This is a genomic window from Puniceibacterium antarcticum (genome assembly GCF_002760615.1).
GTDB lineage: Bacteria > Pseudomonadota > Alphaproteobacteria > Rhodobacterales > Rhodobacteraceae > Puniceibacterium > Puniceibacterium antarcticum.
The window spans coordinates 26,084-45,216 of sequence record NZ_AWWI01000116.1; the positions used below are offsets into that span (position 1 = coordinate 26,084).

Annotated in this window: 19 protein-coding genes; 17 read left to right on the forward strand and 2 right to left on the reverse strand. The window is 61.2% G+C overall.

Features of this window, described 5'->3' with window-relative positions; all coding sequences use genetic code 11:
* Window positions 1-9 precede the first annotated feature (9 nt).
* Genes P775_RS16030 through P775_RS16040 form a run of 3 tightly spaced genes read left to right on the forward strand, consistent with a single transcriptional unit; the run spans window position 10 to window position 1,294 of the window.
* Window positions 10-351 carry a DUF2190 family protein gene (locus P775_RS16030; protein ID WP_099911914.1) on the forward strand — a complete coding sequence of 114 codons (342 nt, stop codon included), beginning with the start codon at window positions 10-12 and terminating at the stop codon, window positions 349-351.
* Window positions 348-662 carry a head-tail joining protein gene (locus P775_RS16035; protein WP_099911915.1) on the forward strand — a complete coding sequence of 105 codons (315 nt, stop codon included), beginning with the start codon at window positions 348-350 and terminating at the stop codon, window positions 660-662. The genes P775_RS16030 and P775_RS16035 overlap by 4 nt, the downstream gene beginning before the upstream one ends.
* Window positions 659-1,294, forward strand: coding sequence for a DUF6441 family protein (locus P775_RS16040; protein ID WP_099911916.1), 636 nt, complete (start codon window positions 659-661; stop codon window positions 1,292-1,294). Before P775_RS16035 ends, P775_RS16040 begins: the two co-directional genes overlap by 4 nt.
* A 95-nt stretch (window positions 1,295-1,389) precedes the next feature.
* Here P775_RS16040 and P775_RS16045 read toward each other — a convergent pair whose 3' ends face one another.
* The gene (locus P775_RS16045) at window positions 1,390-2,391 is read right to left on the reverse strand and encodes an RES family NAD+ phosphorylase (RefSeq protein WP_099911917.1); all 1,002 of its coding nucleotides are present in this window, start codon (window positions 2,389-2,391) and stop codon (window positions 1,390-1,392) included.
* A gap of 196 nt (window positions 2,392-2,587) precedes the next feature.
* Here P775_RS16045 and P775_RS16050 point away from each other — a divergent pair, with 196 nt between their 5' ends.
* From P775_RS16050 to P775_RS28130, 13 genes are all read left to right on the forward strand, one after another.
* A complete protein-coding gene (locus P775_RS16050; protein WP_099911918.1) occupies window positions 2,588-3,010 on the forward strand; it encodes an acyl-CoA transferase in 423 nt (140 codons plus the stop codon).
* 24 nt (window positions 3,011-3,034) lie between these two features.
* A complete protein-coding gene (locus P775_RS16055; RefSeq protein ID WP_099911919.1) occupies window positions 3,035-3,973 on the forward strand; it encodes a phage tail tube protein in 939 nt (312 codons plus the stop codon).
* A gap of 2 nt (window positions 3,974-3,975) precedes the next feature.
* The gene (locus P775_RS16060; RefSeq protein ID WP_099911920.1) at window positions 3,976-4,413 is read left to right on the forward strand and encodes a hypothetical protein; all 438 of its coding nucleotides are present in this window, start codon (window positions 3,976-3,978) and stop codon (window positions 4,411-4,413) included.
* Window positions 4,414-4,481: 68 nt separating this feature from the next.
* Window positions 4,482-4,640 carry a DUF7697 family protein gene (locus tag P775_RS27650; protein WP_425439916.1) on the forward strand — a complete coding sequence of 53 codons (159 nt, stop codon included), beginning with the start codon at window positions 4,482-4,484 and terminating at the stop codon, window positions 4,638-4,640.
* A complete protein-coding gene (locus P775_RS16065) occupies window positions 4,633-7,053 on the forward strand; it encodes a phage tail tape measure C-terminal domain-containing protein (protein WP_099911921.1) in 2,421 nt (806 codons plus the stop codon). The genes P775_RS27650 and P775_RS16065 overlap by 8 nt, the downstream gene beginning before the upstream one ends.
* Entirely contained in the window at window positions 7,053-7,679 is a 627-nt protein-coding gene (locus P775_RS16070; protein WP_099911922.1) for a DUF2460 domain-containing protein, read from the forward strand. Before P775_RS16065 ends, P775_RS16070 begins: the two co-directional genes overlap by 1 nt.
* The gene (locus tag P775_RS16075) at window positions 7,676-8,560 is read left to right on the forward strand and encodes a DUF2163 domain-containing protein (protein WP_099911923.1); all 885 of its coding nucleotides are present in this window, start codon (window positions 7,676-7,678) and stop codon (window positions 8,558-8,560) included. The genes P775_RS16070 and P775_RS16075 overlap by 4 nt, the downstream gene beginning before the upstream one ends.
* Window positions 8,557-8,982: a C40 family peptidase gene (locus tag P775_RS16080; RefSeq protein ID WP_099911924.1), complete on the forward strand. Its 426-nt coding sequence runs from the start codon at window positions 8,557-8,559 to the stop codon at window positions 8,980-8,982. Before P775_RS16075 ends, P775_RS16080 begins: the two co-directional genes overlap by 4 nt.
* Window positions 8,983-8,988: 6 nt before the next feature.
* Window positions 8,989-12,933, forward strand: a complete 3,945-nt coding sequence (locus P775_RS16085; protein WP_099911925.1) for a baseplate multidomain protein megatron — start codon at window positions 8,989-8,991, stop codon at window positions 12,931-12,933.
* 38 nt (window positions 12,934-12,971) lie between these two features.
* Window positions 12,972-14,903 carry a DUF2793 domain-containing protein gene (locus P775_RS16090; protein ID WP_099911926.1) on the forward strand — a complete coding sequence of 644 codons (1,932 nt, stop codon included), beginning with the start codon at window positions 12,972-12,974 and terminating at the stop codon, window positions 14,901-14,903.
* Window positions 14,904-14,913: 10 nt separating this feature from the next.
* Window positions 14,914-15,222 (forward strand): hypothetical protein, encoded by a 309-nt coding sequence (locus P775_RS16095; protein WP_099911927.1) that lies wholly within the window; start codon window positions 14,914-14,916, stop codon window positions 15,220-15,222.
* An 86-nt stretch (window positions 15,223-15,308) separates the two neighbouring features.
* Entirely contained in the window at window positions 15,309-15,962 is a 654-nt protein-coding gene (locus P775_RS16100; protein ID WP_099911928.1) for an NlpC/P60 family protein, read from the forward strand.
* A gap of 11 nt (window positions 15,963-15,973) precedes the next feature.
* Window positions 15,974-16,141, forward strand: a complete 168-nt coding sequence (locus P775_RS28130) for a Pam3-gp28 family putative phage holin (RefSeq protein WP_180287473.1) — start codon at window positions 15,974-15,976, stop codon at window positions 16,139-16,141.
* Window positions 16,142-16,250: 109 nt separating this feature from the next.
* Here the strand turns inward: P775_RS28130 and P775_RS16105 are convergent, their stop codons facing one another.
* Complete coding sequence (locus P775_RS16105; protein ID WP_099911929.1) at window positions 16,251-17,186, reverse strand: 2OG-Fe dioxygenase family protein; 936 nt, start codon at window positions 17,184-17,186, stop codon at window positions 16,251-16,253.
* Window positions 17,187-17,559: 373 nt separating this feature from the next.
* On the opposite strand from P775_RS16105, the gene P775_RS16110 reads away from it, so the two are divergent.
* Entirely contained in the window at window positions 17,560-18,837 is a 1,278-nt protein-coding gene (locus P775_RS16110) for a hypothetical protein (RefSeq protein ID WP_143520934.1), read from the forward strand.
* Window positions 18,838-19,133: the final 296 nt, after the last annotated feature.

The window sequence follows — 19,133 nt, forward strand, 5'->3', positions numbered from 1 at the left end:
AGAAACCTGATGAAAAACTTCATCGGCGTGGGCAACCGCGTCACCCTCACGGCCACATCTGCCGTCACCTCCGGCCAACCAGTTCTCTTCGCCTCGCTGTTCGGCATCGCCGAGAACGCGGCGGCGATCGGCGATCCGCTTGTCCTCGTGCTCAACGGCATTTTCGATCTGACCAAGACTGCTTCGCAAGCCTGGACTGTCGGCCAGTTGATCTATTGGGATGTCGCCACCTCCCGCGTGACCAGCACCGTTGCCACCAACAAGCTGATCGGCGTGGCGGTTCTGGCCGTTGGTGGCGGCGCGGGTGAAACTACTGGCCGCGTCCGCCTCACCGCAGCGAGTGCAAATTGACCGCCTTCGATCTGGCGACAGACACGCTGTTCAACGATCCAAACCTTGCCGTCGATGCGCTGCTGCGCCTCGGCGGCATCGGTCCTGCGCAGGCTATCCGCGTCATCCGCGCGATGCCGGACCGCTTTGCCAATTTCGGCGACGGGCGGTTCGTTGTCGATACCGTGCTGCTAAACATCCGACTGTTGGATGCGGCAGAGCTTTCTGCGGGTGACACCGTGGAGATTGCAGGCCAGCTCCACGAAATCAGCGGCACCCCAACCCGGGACACCAATCGGCTGTTTTGGCTGGCAGAGGCGCGGGCGCTGTGAAACTCCTCGCCGATATTCAGGGCGATCTCCGCGCAATGATGCAGGCGGAGGTGGAAGCCGCAGAACGCGCGGTCGCGGCGGGCGTTTCTGAGGCGGCAAGCGGCTTGCAGCAGGACTGGCGCGGCCAGATCACCGGAGCCGCTCTGGGCCGGGGGCTCACAAATTCGATCCGCAAGAAGATGTATCCAAACACCGGAGCTTCGATCCGGGCGGCCGCGGTAGTCTATTCCAATGCCTCGAACGTGGTCGATGCCTTTGACCGGGGCGCCCTGATCCGGTCAAAAACTGGGTTCTGGCTGGCAATCCCGACGGCCGCCGCGGGCAAGAAAGGTATCGGCAAAAAGCGGATCACCCCCGGCGGCTGGGAGCAGCGCACCGGCCAACGCCTGCGCTTCGTCTTTCGGCGCGGCCAACCAAGCTTGCTGGTGGCCGAAACACGGTTGAACTCGAAAGGTCGCGCTGTCGTCTCAAGGTCAAAGACCGGGCGCGGGCTGGCCACTGTGCCGATTTTTATCCTCGTGCCGCAGGTGAAACTGCCCAAACGGCTGAGCCTAGAAGGCCCGGCGCGCGTGGCAGAGGCGAAGTTGCCGGGGTTGATTTTGGCATACTGGAGGGAGGGAGCACTGGGCTGATGTCTGCAAGGAGGGCAATATGAACAGTCGCAGCGGTAGCACGCGCGTTATCCGCGACTACCGCAAGCCGTTTACATCAAACAAAACTGCCGTGCCTAAACTTCAATCGCTTTAGACTGTTCGCCGTCGAAAATACACAGGCTAAGCAGGCGCGAACGCCTTCCAATCGAGAATTCCGCATTTAGTACAACAAGGTTGTACGCTTGCGCTGATGTTCGTGTTGAAGGGTATTGGATGGCGTCGAATCCAGCCGATCGGGCGCAGTCCGCAACAAATCTTGAAAACACATATGCTGGCTTTTGATACCCCGTTCCTTCCTGAGGCGTGCTGAGGAGCGCAGAAAACGCCAATGCGTTCAACAAGTCTGATTGATCTTTATGGCTATCGTACGGGTTTGTGAGGTCTAAAACCTTTAGTTCACCATCCAAAGCTATTTCAGCAATTGCGCAATGAGCTCCTCTCAGCTCATGAAAGCAGGTTCCCTTACTATCCCCAAGGTAAAGGACCGGCTGCCCTGCGTGGTTGTATCGGCCTTCGCCGACGAACCTGGGATCTGCAAAGTCGAACTGATTTGCAGATATTTCTTTCAGGCCTTGCAGGCCACGTGCTCGGAACAAGTTCAATGGTACTGTCGTAGCGTTGGTCGTTTGAGAAAGCCCTTCTAAGGTCTTGAGGACTGTTTGAGCAAACTCGTTCTTCAACAATAAAAATGGCGTCTCATTTGCGATAGTGCTGATAGCCACGATGTGTTCCTCGAAACCCTTTGGAACATCAAATGGCAGCTCATAAGGGTAGAGCGTATGGCCCAACTTTTCACCACATCTTGGACAGTCCATATTTGTCAATAAGCGCTCGAACTGCTCCCTCGAGTAAAAGGCGTTGATCCGGGAGCCATCGTAGAAAGTATCAAGCTGAATCTGGTTGCGCTGAAATTCTTCAGATTCGGCCGAATATGCTGTCGGCCAAATCTGTAGGAATTTCTTATAACACCGGTCGCAACACGCGATGTCCGCCGAATACCAAGAATCGAGCTCTTGAAGAAAAACGTCTTCGAAGGCGGCCTCGTCATGCGGGTGAGTTGGGAGAGATGAGTTCAATTTTCCACCTAATATTTTGTATGTCTCACAAGAGTGTAACCGCTGTACATGATCGGCGGCGGTCGAGACGCTGAAAACAATACTCTAGTGAAAATACTGCGTTTTGCACCGAAGAAATGAGTTGCTGTACACCACCTGAATGTCGCGAGAGGGCTCTTTGCCACCGTTGCCTTTGACCATACCTTTGGAGCAGAGAATGCCAACCACCCGCGAAACCATCCTCGCCGCGCTGCACGCACGGCTGCAAACCCTTGCCGCCACCGTCCTGCGCGACGAGGTCTTGCCCGAACGCATTCCGCCAGCCGGGCTGATCATCCTGCGCGACGGCCAGCCCGGCGAACCGGAGGTCACGCTGTCACCGCTGCACTACCATTATCAGCACGGCGCCGAGTTAGAGGTGGTCGTCCAGGCGGCAAAGGAGCGGGCGACCGCGTTTGACACCTTGATCGCTGCCATCGGCACCACGCTTGAAAGCGACCGCACGCTTGGCGGCCTCTGCGACTGGGTTGAGGCGGAAGCCCCGGCCTCGGTCGATATGCCCGTCGAGGGCGCCGCGAGCCTGAAGGCGGCGGTGATCACACTCAACCTGCACTACACCACCACGGGCCCGCTGGCCTGAAATCCCGACAATGAGGAGAAAGACATGGCACGAGCGCAAGGCGCCCGGGCGCAGATGGCGCTTGGCTTTGAGACAGTTTACGGCTCCCCCCCGGTCAGTGGGTTCCGATTGATGCCTTTTGCCCGGACGACGCTGGGTTCGGAACAGCCGCTGCTGGAATCGGAACTCTTGGGTTACGGCCGCGATCCGCTGGCCCCGATCAAGGATGCGGTCACGGCCGATGGAGACGTCGTCGTGCCAATCGATGTCGAGGCATTTGGGTATTGGTTGAAGGCTGCCTTCGGCCAACCGACAACCACCGGCACCACGCCCAAGACCCATACGTTCCAGTCGGGAAACTGGACCCTGCCCAGCATGTCGATCGAAACAGCGATGCCAGAAGTGCCGCGCTTCGCCATGTATTCCGGCTGCGTGCTGGATCAGCTTTCCTGGCAGATGCAGCGCTCTGGCCTTTTGACGGCCTCGGCCAAGCTGATCGCTCAAGGCGAGACAATCGCCGCCGCAACGGCCGCCGGAACGCCTACCGCGTTGGGCTTGCAACGCTTCGGCCATTTTAACGGCACGGTGAAACGCAATGGCAGCAGCCTGGGCAACGTCGTCTCAGCCGATATCACCTATTCCAACAACCTCGATCGGATCGAGACCATTCGCGGTGATGGCCGTATCGATGGGGCCGACCCGACCATGGCCGCGCTGACCGGCCGGATCGAAGTGCGGTTCTCCGACAGCACGCTCGTCACCCAAGCCATCGACGGCACACCCTGCGAGTTGGAGTTCAACTACAGCCTTGGGGCAAACGCGAGTTTCACCTTCACGGCCCATGCCGTCTATCTGCCGATCCCCCGCATCGAAATCGCCGGGCCGCAGGGCGTGCAGGCCAGCTTCGACTGGCAGGCCGCGAAAGCCGCCAGTCCCGCCCGGATGTGTACCGCCACCCTCATCAACAGCATCGCGAGTTATTGACCATGATCCGACTGAACCTGACCGCCACCCCGCAATGGCTCGATCTTGCCCCCGGCCTGCGCCTGCTGGTGGGCCCGCTCACCACCGCGCTGATGGTCTCTGCGCGGGCCGATGCCGCCATCGAGGCGATGCCGGACACGGCCACGACCGAAGAACTGGCGCTTGCTATGGCGAAAGCCGTCGCGCGCCGCGCAGTGCTGGATTGGGAGGGTGTTGGCGATGCCGAGGGCGAGCCCGTTGCCGTGACGCCCGACCGCATCGACGCCCTGCTGGAAATCTGGCCGGTCTTTGAGGCGTTCCAGACTCAATATGTCGCACGGGGCTTGATCCTGGACGCGGAAAAAAACGCCTCTGCGCTCTCGCCGACTGGTCCTTCGGCGGGGGCGATCGCTACTGCGCCGCCTGCGCAGACCTCTGTGAAGACTGCCCGGCAAGACTAAACCGCCCGCAGACACAGGACGGCTGGCAGGTCTGGGATCTGGTCGGCCGCCTGGGCGGGCAGTTGCGTGTGATCCCCGGCGCGGTCTTGGGCTGGGACATGGGTGCTGTCCTCGCTTTGGCGCAGGCGCTGGGCGTCAGTACCCTGATCGCTGCTGAACTGCTGCCCGAGATCGAGGCGGTGATGGTGCGCAAGCTGAACGAACAAATCGGAGAAAACCATGGCTGAAAAGAAAGTCAGCGTCCGCCTTTCGGCGGTCGGCGGACGACAGGTGCGCGCCGAGTTGGAAGGGGTGGGTGAAGCCGGAGCCCGTGGCTTTGGACGCCTCTCTTCTGAGATGGAAATGGCGAACGCGCGCTTGGTGGGCTTTGCGCGCCGGGTAGGTTTGGCGCTGGCGGCAGTAACCGCGGCAGCGGCGGCCACTGGCGTGGCGATGATCCGCTCGGGGCTGGAAACCGTGGATGCCCAGGCAAAACTGGCCCAGTCGCTCGACACGACCGTCGCCAGTATTCAGGTGCTGGAACGCGCAGGCGGTTTGGCAGGGGTTGCCATGACCGGCATCGAACAGGCGACGAAGGACCTGACGCGGCGCTTGTCGCAGGCGGCTACTGGCACCGGTCCGGCGGCCGATGCGCTGGATCGCCTGGGCCTTTCCGCAACTGGCCTGATGGCCTTGCCGCTCGACGCGCGTATCGGCCAGATCAACCAAGCGATCGCGGATTTCGTACCGGCGGCCGAGCGTGCAGCAGTGGCGGGGCAGCTTTTCGGCGAAGAAGGCAGCATTGCGATGTCCCGGATCGACAGCGCGACCTTGCGGCAGGCCACGCAGGATGTGCGCGATTTCGGGTTGGTGGTCTCGGAACAAGATGCCGATCAGATCGAACGCACCAATGACGCGCTCTCTCGTCTGGGGCTGATCTGGCGCGGGGTATCGAACCAACTGACGGTCGCCGCTGCCCCTGCGCTGGAAGCGATCGCCAACGCCCTCGCGGCAATGGCACGCACGACGGGACCGATCGGCATCGCCATCACAACCCTTTTTGAGAACATCGGGCGGCTGACCACCTATGCCGCGACGTTTGCGGCCCTGATGGCGGGGCGCTGGGTGGCGGGCATGGCAGCGGCGGCTTTGTCCGTCAGCAGCCTGGCCACCGGCCTTGTGATCTTGCGCGGAGCGCTGATCCGGACCGGCATCGGCGCGCTGATCGTCGGCGCGGGCGAGTTGGTGTTTCAGTTTACGCGGCTGGTGTCCGGTGCCGGTGGCTTTGGCGCTGCTATGGGGTTGCTGAAAGACGTCGTCATTGAGGTCTGGGATCGTATTAAACTGGGCGCCACCGCCGCCGGGGCTGCGGCGACGGCCATGTTTTTCGACATCAAGGCAGATGCGGCCAGCGGGATGCAGAGTGCCATCGAAAGCGTGGTCGGTTTCGGCAACGCTGCCGCCAATACCTTTGAGGGTGCATTCGAGGCGATCAAAGCCATTTGGGGCCTCTTACCCGCCGCCATCGGCGATCTGGTGTTCCAAGCGGCGAACAGTCTGATCGAAGGCGTTGAGAGTATGCTGAACGGCGTGGTCGCACGGATCAACGGCTTCATCGAGGGGATCAATACCGGGCTGGAAGCGCTGGGCTCTGATCGCCGGATTACCATCCTGGGCGATCTGGACCTTGGAAAGATCGAAAACCGCTTCGCCGGAGCCGCGACCCGGGCTGGCACGGCCGCAAGTGACGCGTTCGACCGGGCCTTTGAAGACAACCCGCTGGCAGTCCCGGATTTTGGTCTGACCGACATTTCCCGCGAAGCGCTCGGCGCGGCGAATACCTACCGCACGGCGGCCAACGATCTGGCCGCGGGAGCGCTGGCGCCACTCGCCAGCTGGCAGGCGTTACAGGATGCGGTCGCGGGCGCGGGCAATGATGGCGAAACTGCACTTGCTGGCGCAACCGATGCCGCAGGCCAATTTGACGATGCCATCACGGCAGCCGGGCGCGCGGCGTCAGGGGCGGCGAATAGCGCGGGCGCGGCCGCCGTGGAAGGTGCCGAAGCCGCAAAAACCGGCTGGGCCGCAGCTGTGGCGACCCTCGCCGACTATGCCGCCAAGGCTCGCGACATCGGCGGCGATATTGGCAACACCTTAGTTGGGGCGTTCACCTCGGCCGAGAATGCCGTGGGCGAGTTCGTCAAATCCGGCAAGCTCGACTTCCGCGACCTGGTTTCCTCGATGATTGCCGATCTGGCCAAGCTGGCCGCCCGGCGTTTCATTCTCGGCCCGATCGCAAATGCGCTCTTTGGCGCGCTGGGCGGTGCGGGTGGGTTGTTCGCGGACATCCTGCATTCCGGTGGCACGGTCGGCATGGCGGGCAGCCGCCGGATGGTGCCAGCCATGGCATTTGCCAACGCACCCCGCATGCATTCCGGCGGCTGGGCCGGGTTGAAGCCTGACGAGGTGCCCGCGATCCTGCAGCGCGGGGAACGGGTTTTGTCCCGGCGTGAGGCGGCTGGCTATGGGCAAGGACAAACCGCCGCGCAGACCGTCAACGTCACGATCATGTCCCGCGACGCCGAAAGCTTTCGGCAATCGCGCACGCAGGTCGCATCCGACATTGCCCGCGCTGTCTCGATGGGCCGGAGGGGCATGTGATGGCATTTCACGAGGTGCGCTTCCCCGACAATATCAGCCGCGGTGCGCGGGGCGGGCCGGAACGGCGCACGCAGATTGTCGAAATGGCCAGCGGTGACGAAGAGCGCAACGGCTCCTGGGCGGATTCGCGGCGGCGCTATGATGCCTCCTACGGCATCCGCAAGGCCGACGATCTGGCCGCGGTGACCGCATTTTTCGAGGCACGGCGCGGGCGGCTTTACGGGTTTCGCTGGAAGGACTGGGCCGACTACAAATCCTGCCTGCCATCGGTCGTAACTGCCGCAACCGACCAACCGATTGGTGTCGGCACCGGTGCTGCGACCGCCTTCCAGCTGGTGAAACTCTACACCAGCGGCGCGCAGTCCTGGACGCGCGCGATCACCAAGCCCGTCGCCGGGACCGTGGCGGCGGCCTTGAACGGCGTGACGCAGATCACCGGCTGGACGATCAACACGACCACCGGCGTGGTCACCTTCGCTGCGGCTCCGGCCCCCGGCGCCGTGATCACCGCGGGCTTTGAATTCGACGTGCCCGTGCGGTTCGACACCGACACGCTGGACGTCACCCTCGATTTCGAGCGGCTGGGCTCGATCACATCCATTCCCCTGATTGAGGTCCGCAGATGAAAACCCTTCCCTCTGGTATGCAGGCGCATCTCGACGACGGTACTACCACGCTGGCGTGGTGCTGGCGGATTGAGCGGGCCGATGGCGTGATCTTTGGTTTCACCGATCATGATCGATCGCTGCTGATTGCAGGAACCGTCTTTGAGCCCGACACCGGATTTGCCGCCTCGGAAATCCGCGCCAGTGCCGATTTCTCGGTTGACGGGCAGGATGCCGAAGGGGCGCTGCGCTCCGACCGGATCACCGAGACCGACATTCTGGACGGGCGCTGGGACAATGCGGCCATCGAGGTCTGGCGGGTGAATTGGGAGAATGTCGCACAGCGGGTGCTGATGCGGCGCGGCAATCTCGGCCAGATCAGGCGCGGCAAGCAGGTGTTCGTCGCCGAGGTGCGCTCACTCACGCATTTTCTCAATCAACCTGTGGGGCGGACCTATCAGTATTACTGCGATGCGGAACTCGGCGACGCCCGCTGCGGGGTCAATCTGGCGGCCCCCAGCTATTCGGCCAGCGGGTCGGTCGCTGCGGTCTCAGGCGATCGCAGTTTTGCGACGGCCGGGCTCGGTGGGTTTGCTGCGAACTGGTTCGCGTTGAGCCGGGTGGAATGGACCAGCGGCGAAAATGCCGGGCGGCGGGCGGAGGTGTCGATCCACACACTCTCGGCCGGGACCGCTCAAATCACCCTGATCGAAGCCCCCGTTCGCAAAATTGCACTGGGTGATGGATTCTTCATGCAGGCAGGCTGCGACAAACAGTTTGCGACCTGCCGGGCCAAGTTCGGCAATGGCGTGAACTTTCGGGGATTTCCGTCGATCCCTGGCGACGACACCATCGTGCGCTATCCCACACAGGGCGATGGCAGCACCGGGCAACCGCTATGAACGCTGCCCCTGATGTTGTGATCGCCGCAGCGCGGGTCTGGCTCGGCACGCCTTACGTGCATCAAGCCAGCGTTCTGGACGCGGGCTGCGATTGCCTTGGCCTTGCCCGCGGCATCTGGCGCGACCTGCATGGGCCCGAGCCCGTGATGCCGCCGCCCTATACCCGAGATTGGGGCGAAGCCGGTGTGGCCGAAGTGCTGGCCGAGGCCGCGCGGCGCTTTCTGCTGGAGATCCCAATCGCAGACGCCGGGCCCGGCGCGCTGATCCTGTTTCGCATGGCGCGCGGTGCCCCAGCCAAGCACTGCGGCATCCGCAGCGAGACCGGTCTGATCCACGCCTATGAGGGCGCGGGCGTCATTGAGGAGCCCTGGCGCCCGCATTGGGCGCGCAAGGCGGCCTTCGCATTTCTCTATCCGAGGTAGCACAGCATGGCAGCAATTGTTCTGGGCGGCATTGGCTCCGCAATCGGCGGAAGCATTGGCGGCACTATCCTTGGCCTGTCGGCGGCCGCGATCGGCGGTGGCATCGGCTCGATGATCGGCAGCGCGATCGATTCCCGCATCATCGCCTCCTTCGCCCCAGACCAGCGGCAGGAAGGCGCGCGGCTGGACGAATTGCGCGTCACCAGTGCGACTGAGGGCGCCGTGATCCCGCGCATTTACGGCCGGATGCGGGTCGGCGGGAACATCATCTGGGCCACGGATTTCCGCGAGGAATATTCCGAAACCCGCCAGGGCGGTGGCGGCAAAGGCGGCGGTGGCGGCGTGGTCGTCGAGGAGTACAGCTATTTCGCGAGCATCGCCGTGGCGATCGCCACCGGGCCAATCGGCGGCGTGGGCCGCATCTGGGCCGATGGCAGCGCATTTGACGTGCCGGGTGCCATCTGGCGGCTGCACCGCGGCACCGAGACCCAGATGCCTGATCCGTTCATCGAGAGCATGATAGGTGCGGGCCAGACACCGGCCTATCGTGGCACCGCCTACATCGTCTTTGAAAACCTGCCCCTCGCCAGTTTCGGCAACCGACTGCCGCAGCTGTCCTTTGAGGTTTACCGGCCCTCTGAAGAGCCCGACAGCGCCGAGCAGCTTATGACCGCGGTAAACATGATCCCCTCTTCAGGCGAGTTTATCTATGCGACCGATCCGATCACCCGCAACATCGCCAATGGGGCGGTCCTGCCCGAAAACGTCAATTCCAGCGGCGGGCAATGCGATTTTCTGACCTCGCTGGATCAGTTGGAGGCGACCGCACCGAACTGCAGATCGGTCTCGCTGGTGGTCGCTTGGTTTGGCACCGACCTGCGCGCGGGCAATTGCCAGATCAGGCCAGGCGTGGAAACGGCCACCAAGGTGACGGCGCCCAAGCTTTGGCTAGCGAATGGCGTGAACCGCTCGGCCGCCTATGTGGTCTCGCAAATCGATGGCAGCCCGGCCTATGGCGGCACCCCAAGCGATTTCTCAGTGGTCCAAGCCATACAGGAACTGAAGGCGCGCGGGTTTCGGGTGACCTTCTACCCGTTCGTTCTAATGGATGTGCCCGGCGGCAACGCGCTGCCGACCCCGTATTCTGACAATGCCGCGGCACTTGGCCAGCCGAAATATCCCTGGCGCGGGCGGATCACTTGTTCGCCCGCCGCGGGTTTTGCAAGCACTGTCGATAAGACGGCAGCGGCTTCGACGCAGGTGTCAGCATTCTTTGGGGCGGCGGCGCCAGCCAATTACGCGGTCTCCGGCACGACGGTGTCATGGACCGGATCACCGACCGACTGGGGCCTGCGCCGCATGATGCTGCATTACGCCCATCTCTGCGTCGCCGCCGGTGGCGTTGATGCTTTCCTGATCGGCAGCGAGTTGCGTGGGCTCACGCAAATCCGCTCCGGCGCCAGCACCTATCCGGCGGTCAACGCCCTGCAAAGCCTTGCGACAGCCTGCCGGTCGATCTTGGGCGCGGGCACCAAGATCAGCTATGCGGCCGACTGGTCGGAATACTTCGGCCACCAGCCGCAGGATGGCTCCAGCGATCTGTTCTTCCACCTCGATCCGCTCTGGGCCGATGCCAACATCGATTTCGTCGGCATCGACAATTATATGCCGCTGTCGGATTGGCGCGATGGTGATCAGCACCTCGACGCCCTGGCGGGATGGCCCGCGATCTATGATCTGCCCTATCTGCAATCCAATATCGAAGGCGGTGAAGGGTTTGATTGGTTCTATGCCTCAGAAGGCAATCGCACCGCCCAAATCCGCACGCCGATCACCGATGGCGCCTATGGCAAAAATTGGGTGTTTCGGACCAAGGACATCCGCAGCTGGTGGACGAACCAGCACAACAACCGTCCCGGCGGCGTTGAGAGCGGATCACCCACTCCTTGGGCGCCGCAATCCAAACCGATCCGCTTCACCGAGGCCGGGGCACCTGCCGTCGATCGCGGCACCAACCAGCCGAACGTGTTTTATGATCCGAAATCCTCAGAATCCTTCCTGCCCTATAATTCGCGGGGCTATCAGGATGATCTGGTGCAGCGACGCTACATCGAGGCGCTCTATCCATATTGGAGCGATCCCGCGAACAACCCGGCCTCCGGGCTCTACGCAGGCCGGATGATCGACACCGCAGAGATCGCGATCTGGACATGGGACGCACGGCCATACCCGGCCTTTCCGGTCCGCTCAGACGTCTGGTCCGATATCGAAAACTACCGCCTTGGTCACTGGTTGACGGGTCGGATCGGTGGTTGTGGTCTCGCCGAATTGGTCCGCGAGCTTTGCCGCACCGGTGGCGTGCCTGACGCGCTGATCGATGTGACGCAACTGGCCGCGACCGTGCCGGGCTATGCGATCACGGCGATTGAAAGCGCTCGCGCGTCTATCGCAACGCTGGCGCAGTTTTACGGATTTGACGTGGTTGAGACCGGCGGGCAATTGCGCTTCGTGCCCCGCGGGCAGCCTGCCGTGGCCCAGATCGCTGCTGAGACACTGGTGATCACCGAGCGCAATGCCGAGGACATCAGCTTCACCCGCGCGCAGGAAACCGAGCTGCCCCGCGCGTTGAAATGGCGCCTGATGATGCCTGACGAAGATTATGGCGCGTTGTCAGTTGAAGCGCGGCGGATCACCGTCGATACGGCCCGGGTCCGCACTGAACAGTTCCCGATCGTCTACCCAGCCGCACTCGCCGATCGCGCTGCCCGCCGGGCGTTGCACGAGGAATGGGTGGGCCGTGAGGATGCGGCGTTCGCCCTGCCACCCTCGCGGCTGGCGCTCGACCCGACCGATGTGATCCGTCTGGAACATGACGGTCGCACCCCGGATTATGTGCTGGCCCGGATCACCGACGGCGGTGCGCGGCGGATCGAGGCCCGGCGCACGGACCAGACCCTCTATGATCTGCCGCCCGGACCCGAACGCACGCCTGCGTTCATTGCCCCGACCGTCTTTGGCCCACCGGCAGTCATTCTGATGAACCTGCCGCAACTTGCCGACGAGATTCCGGCGCACCGGCCCTATGCGGCGGTCTTCGCGACGCCATGGTATGGCTCAGCCCTGATCTGGCGCAGCCCGTCGACTGATGGCTTCACCGCGCTGGGCACGGTCGGCCAGCCTTCGCGGCTCGGGACGCTGGCATTTGATTTTTATGCGGGCCCGGTTTGGCGCTTCGATGATGGTAACGAGCTCTGGATCGATATGGCCTCCGGCACATTCAGTAGTCTCGACAATGAGGCGCTCTTGGCCGGGGGCAATGCGCTTGCGATCGAGACTGCCCCCGATGCCTGGGAAATTGTCCAGTTCGGCACGGCATTGCTACAAAGCCCGGGGCGTTGGAGATTGATCCACCTGTTGCGCGGGCAGTTTGGAACTGAGGGCGCGATCGGCAATCCTGCCCCGGCCGGGGCACGGGTCGTAATACTGAACACCGCCGTCACGCCGATCGCCATCACTGAAAGCGAAATCGGACTGCCTGCCAACTGGCGGATCGGGCCATCAACAGCAGCGGCGGCAGACCCGCTGAACCTGCAACTGGCATTCACGCCATCCGGCCGCGGGCTGCGGCCCCTGAGCCCGGCGCAGTTGCGCGGGGTGCCGCAGCCCGGCGGCGATCTGCTGCTGACGTGGTTGCGGCGCACCCGGGCCAGCAGTGGCGACAGTTGGGTTTTGGTCGAGGTGCCTCTGGGCGAAACTACCGAGGCCTATGATCTGGAAATCCTGAACGGCATGTCGGTGGCGCGGACGGTGTCCGGCATCGCGACCCCTTCGTTCCTCTACACAACCGCGATGATGGTCGCGGATTTCGGCGGGCCGGTCACCACCCTGCGTTTCCGCGTCTATCAGATCGGCGCGCTGGGCCGTGGTGCCGCCGCCGAAGCCCTCGTCTGATCCATTCCCTATAGACCACAAACCTTGGAGGCATTGGCATGAGCCAATCCACGAACCTTGCGCTGCCCTATCTCGCGGCGAGCCAATCGCAAAAGCATGTCACCGTAAACGAGGGGCTGCGCTTTCTCGATGTGCTGGTGCAGATTTCGGTAAAGAGCGCCGCCCTATCTGCGCCGCCAGGGTCGCCCGGCGATGGCCAGCGCTGGATTATTGGACCTGCCCCCACGGGTCTTTGGGCAGGCCGGGCAACCCAGATCGCTGCCTGGCAGGATGGGGCATGGGTATTCTATGCCCCGAAAGATGGCTGGCTCGCCTGGAATGAAGCGACACTGACGTCGCTGATTTTCAGCGCAGGGGTTTGGGTCTCGCTGATTGGCGCGCTGCTGGCGGCTGGCGTGACCGATACCGCCTTCATGCTGACCGATGATGCAGATCCGACCAAGAAGGCCACGTTTGAGCTCGCGGGGATCAGCACAGGCACAACCCGGACCTTTACGCTGCCTAACTCCTCCAGCGAATTGGCGATCCTTGCGGGCACGCAGACTTTTACGGGCAACAAGACGTTTGCGGGAACGCTAACTGCATCGGGAACCGTGACGGTGTCGGCCGCCGCTGCAACGATCGGCACTGCGACAGGCACGGCCACCTATGGGATGGGCACTGGCGGAACGACAACCGGCGTCACCAAAACCCTGAACATCGGCACTGGCGGCGCGTCGGGATCGAACACGGTGGTCAACATCGGATCGGCCACCGCGGGCGCTGGCGGCACCACAGTGGTGAATACGCCGACGGTGACCTTTGCCAATACCGTGACGGCGGTGGCGATGCCTCAGGCTAACTTGACCGCGCAACTGCTTGGCCTCGGCGGGGCCACCGCAGACAGCTACAACCGCTTGTCAATCAACGCCCCGGCCATGCTGTTCAACAACGCAGGCGCCGGGATCGAGGCAACGGTAAACAAGGCCGCCCCCGCCAATGACGCGGCCGTCGCTTTCAAGACCGGGTTTTCGACACGAGCGTTGATCGGGCTCCTGGGCAGCGATGATTTCAGCTTCAAGGTCAGTCCGGATGGGTCGGCTTTCTTTGAGGCAATCAAAGTCGACCGCACATCTGGCCGGGTCGATCTTGCCGAACCACTTCTGATGCAGGGTCAAAGCGAGGTGCCAGCCCCGCCACCGGCTGGCAAACTGGCGATCTATGCCCGCGACCGCGCTGGGGCTGGTTGGCTGGATGTGCAGCGTCCCTCCGGCCGGTTTTTCCCCCTGCAACCGCATTTCGGGGTGAACCGGATCGCGACATGGGCCCCGTCATCCGGCACGACCGTCAACACCAACGGGATGCCGCGCACCGCGGTCGGCACCGTGGCTACGCCAACGCTGGCGACCACCAACCTATCGACCAGCATGCGCCGTTGGCGCGTGACGAGTGCCGCGACGGCCGATGCCGTAGCCGAGGAGCGATCAGCAGGCTGGGTCTGCTGGCGCGGCAATGCGGAGGGTCTCGGCGGCTGGAGCTACGTCAACCGCCTCTCGATGACGACCTTGCAGGCAACGGGCATGGGGTTCTTCGGGCTTTACGGGTCGACAGCAGCACTGGCGACGACCCTGACACTGGCCGCCGCGGTGAATTGTATCGGCATCGGCTTCCAGCGCGGCACCCACACCAATTGGCAGCTGGTGCACAATGATAGCAGCGGTGCGCCAACGCTGACCGATCTGGGCAGTAGCTTCCCGGTGGCCAGCACCACCAACGTCTTGTCGCTCTATATCGCTGCCGCCCCGAATGGCTCAGATATCGGCGTCCGCATCGTTGAGGAGGTCAGCGGCGTAGCTGTCGAGTTCACCATCACCGCCGACATGCCCGCGGCCACCCAGCTGCTCAGCCCGCGCAATTACATGAACACCGGCGCGACCGCTGCGGCCGTCGCCTACGACTGCTCCGGCGTCTACGTCGAAACTGACTTCTAGGAGACTCTCCATGACTGAGAAAACCAGCTTTCTGCAGGAGGTTGCCGAGGCCCTGCGCGACAACGGAATCGCCGCCGCCATCACTGCATTGATCGGCGGCACCATCGCACTTCTGGCATCAGTCACGCGCAAGGCGTTCACCAACGACGCCATGCTCGCACGCCTTGATCGCGAACTGGCCGCCGAACGTGACCGCGTCGATCGCCAGCGTGGCGAAGATCGCGACGACGATGCGGACCGGCTCGAACGCATCGAAACCGATATCCGAGCCATGCGCGATCTGATGTTTGAAGCCTTCCAGCGCGGCCGTACCGACTGACCACCCCACCAACAATCCCGATCTACCCGCACTCGCCCGCAAGGCGGGTTTTTTCATGCCCGGCGACGGGCGAAAGGAGCCTCCCCATGCCAACCGATACCCGTGAACCCATCCGCCTGATCCAAAGCGGGCTCGACAAACTCGGACATTCCCCCGGTGCCATCGACGGCCTCTGGGGCCTGCGCACCGCGCGCGCCATAAAAGCACTGCTGGCCGCGAACGGCCGCACAGCATCTGTTGCGCCGCCGGGCGCTTTGCCCTGGATCACCGAGGCCAAATCAGCACTCGGGCGTCACGAAGCCCGTGACCGGTCCTGGCTGATGGATTGGCTGAAAAGGGATGGCCGCTCATTGGGCGATCCGTCGAAGAACCCTTGGTGTGGGGATTTCGTGGAAACGAGCATTCGCATGGGGCTGCCCGACGAACCGCTGCTCGGCGCGCTGGGCACCAATCCCTACTGGGCGCGCAACTGGCTGCTGTTTGGGCGCGAGGTGCAGCCGATCACCGGCGCCGTGCTGATCTTCGAACGCGGGTCCGGCGGCCATGTCGGTTTTGCGATCGGTCAGGATGACACGCATTTCTACGTGCTGGGCGGAAACCAATCCGACGCCGTCACCATCGCCCGGATCGCCAAGTCCCGGCTCCTCGGTGCGCGATGGCCCGCAACTTACCCACCCCTTCTACGGCGCCTACCGACCATGAAGCCCGGCGAATTCCTCTCAACCACCAATGAAGTCTGAAGGAGATCAGTATGCTGAGACCTGCAATTTATGCGTTGATCCGCCAAACACTGACTGTGTTGGGCGCCACGCTGGTTACCAAAGGTTACATTCAGGCAAGCGATGTTGAACCGGTGATCGGAGGGCTTTTAACTCTTGGATCAGTGATTTGGTCGGTTGCTGAAAAGCGCTGGCGCTAGTAGGCATCACCCTGAAAATTGTGTGCCGATTGTGTGATTAATTTTTGGGTCAATTAGCACGCTAAAGCAGCATGGGGGAGAATAGTCCTCCCCCATGCAAATTCTTTGATCAGGCAATACCCGACATGTCGATCATCGGGCGAGACGGCGTGAAGTCCACAAGCAAGATGGTCCGTTCCGAGTGAAGATGCGGATCTGCAGATGCAACCGGCGAAACATAGTGTGCAACCCGACTGTCAGCGACGATGTACCCCTCAAGTGGCGTTTCCAAGGTGAAAATGTCGTAAACGTCCTTGTTGGCGACATCATCAAAACGATGATCGTGCCAGCGCGTGTGAGTGATAGCGTTGAACCCCCCTTTTGCATTTATCCGTTCGATCAATATTCCGGCCGTGAAGGGCTCCCCATCTCGATGCACTAGGTCTGGCGATGCAACAGCATTGCAGGCACCGGTCGGTGACAACTTGATGAGGTGAACACCCACAACAAAGATACCTGCCTTCACATCGGGATCAAACGGAACGGATCGAAAGAGGTTCCGAATCAGATCTCGAAGCAAGATATTGTCGTAGAGCTGCTCGTCGAACGTTTTGAACACGCGGCGCTTTCCCCCGGCCACAGAATTAACGGCTGCGGGTTGGGTGTATTCCAAGCCGAACTGTCCGTTGAACTCGTGATGTCTGGCCGGTTCAGGATGCAAGTCCGATCCAATCTCTGCCCACGGGTGCAGATGGAACCGGCCATAAAGGCGTGCGCGCCCCGCACCGCCGTCTGTACGGTCGATCGGCATTTCGGAGGCGGCTTGTCGTAGCTTTGTTAGCGCTCCGGCATAGTCCGACTTGAGGTTGCGAAGGTTGAACCGAGCATACCCTTGTTTTTCCAAGTCGCTTCTGACTGCCGAATATGGTGCTGAAGTAGGGTCGGGCCAGCACGGAGGCGCATCATTTGGCGTGCCCGTTTTGCAGTGCTTTCCACAGCGGTGCGTTGCTTGTTCGCACTTGCTGAAGCCGGGGCATCGCCCGGCGTTATTCTCCAAGTTTCTCATCGTTTCGCTCCATTTTGGAGCCGATCGACCTGCTTGCCAGACACAGCGCAAATGCGCTAAGCTGGATCGTCCGGATTACAAGCAGGCCGTTCGGCTGGCTGTTCTCACAAGATCGGGTCCGGGCCCGGCCTGTGGTGTGCAACCACCACAGGCCTTCTTATTTACCAGACCTTCACATTCCTGGGAATGCCACGGGCGAGACATGGCGCGAGGGTTCACGCGCCATCGACTGAGTCAAATTCGCCAGAAAAGACTCGGTGAAACGTCGGTCAAGTCGCCTAAATGTTAACCTTAGCTTGCCTTTTCGTCCTGCGGACACGAAAGTGACACACAGGTGACACGAAAGTGACAAGTTTTGTCCAAAGGGGGGATGTTGCAGGGCACGTTTTGGACAGAATCAAGGCGCGAATCATTTCGCGCCATATTGGGCGAAGTCAAGCAGGCATTTGGGTTATCAAATCCGGACATAATTGCAGCGGTTTTCGACAACGTGGTAAGCAGCCCGAGATCGGTGAGGATCATCGATGCGGATGGCACGGTTGTGAATGAACCTGTGCCCAAACAACACGATGTCGACAAAGACGTTGATCCTTGGCAACAACCTGACGTGAGAACAATAAGTAGGTTTCTTGCTGGACGCCATAAGACCGAAAACGACACTCTCTCTGCACTACTGATCGGAGTCGGCGAGAACATTTTGCTTCGAAAGGATCTGACCACATCAGATTGCATCAAGTGCGGTGGTCTGGTCGCGTTGTATCGCGTTTTCCAACAAGCGAAATTTGGCGAGGTGGATGATCGAGTCGAATTTTTCTTGACGTCTATAAAGCCTGATCGGCGCGTTGAGGGCGATCAAGAAAACCCCGATGAAGATGTTGTCGCAAGTGACTTGCGGAAACCTTTTCCACTCAAGCCCAGGACAGATGTCGACCGGCGTCGCGATGCCGAGTCGTTTCTTTCCTACTTCAAGCGGCCAGCAACTGCTTCGGCTGATCTTGAAAAGAAGCTGTTTTTCGAAAGAGATTCCGACAAAATATTCTTTATCACATATCGCTTCTCAGCCAATCGAGGGATCGTGCAACGGTCATTTACTGTGGTGCATAGACCAAGCCAAGAAGTTCCTGTGGTTCGTTTTGCAAACTTCATCGACGCAGGAGGAGCACCTCGGAGATCAGATGGGATCGCAATATCATTCGAACAGGAGGTAGTGTTTCTTGGACACTCCGACCATGGAGCGTCGATCAAGGTCATGAGCTTTGCAAACGCCTCACGTCCCCTCAAAGGGTACTACGGCATTTTAATGACCAATGATCCTGAAGATGGTTCCCTGGCATCCAGATTTGTAATGATACGAACCGAGATATCCAAACACCAAGATGTTGATACCGGTCCAATCGAGATTGGCGATTTGAAGAAGGTTCTCGAACCGAAGTGGGTTGATCGGCTTAGGAACAAGGTCGATTTCAGCATGGAAGACCCTGTTTTTGATCATAATGGTGAGAAGGTGTCGCAAGAAGGTATGGTTTCAATCGTAGAAAAGCGTCTTTACGATGGAGACAAAGTCCTTTTGGCGGATTCAGAGGGGACTCTTTTCAATCCGGCGAGGACAATGCATTACACTTTCAACAGCGCTTTGAAGCGGGGCGGCTAGTTGGTTTGATACTTTAGCGCTGGCTGCCCCGACCTGGTGCGTGATCGGATACACTTTACGCCCGTGCAAGCAGGAATGAGAAGTTTTCCGCGCAAGTTAGGGTCTAAGTGTGAGCTCGACAGAACGCCTCCAGCCAGGCGATACAAGGCCAATCGTATGAGTGGATGGTGATGGTCGCCGGACGTTACGGTTTTGGCCCCCAGTTTGGGTTGTTTTGTTGACTTATTGTTGACCTGGATTTTGGACAGCAAAAAGCCCCGCGGAAGGCGGGGCGTAATGCATTGTAGTTACTGGTA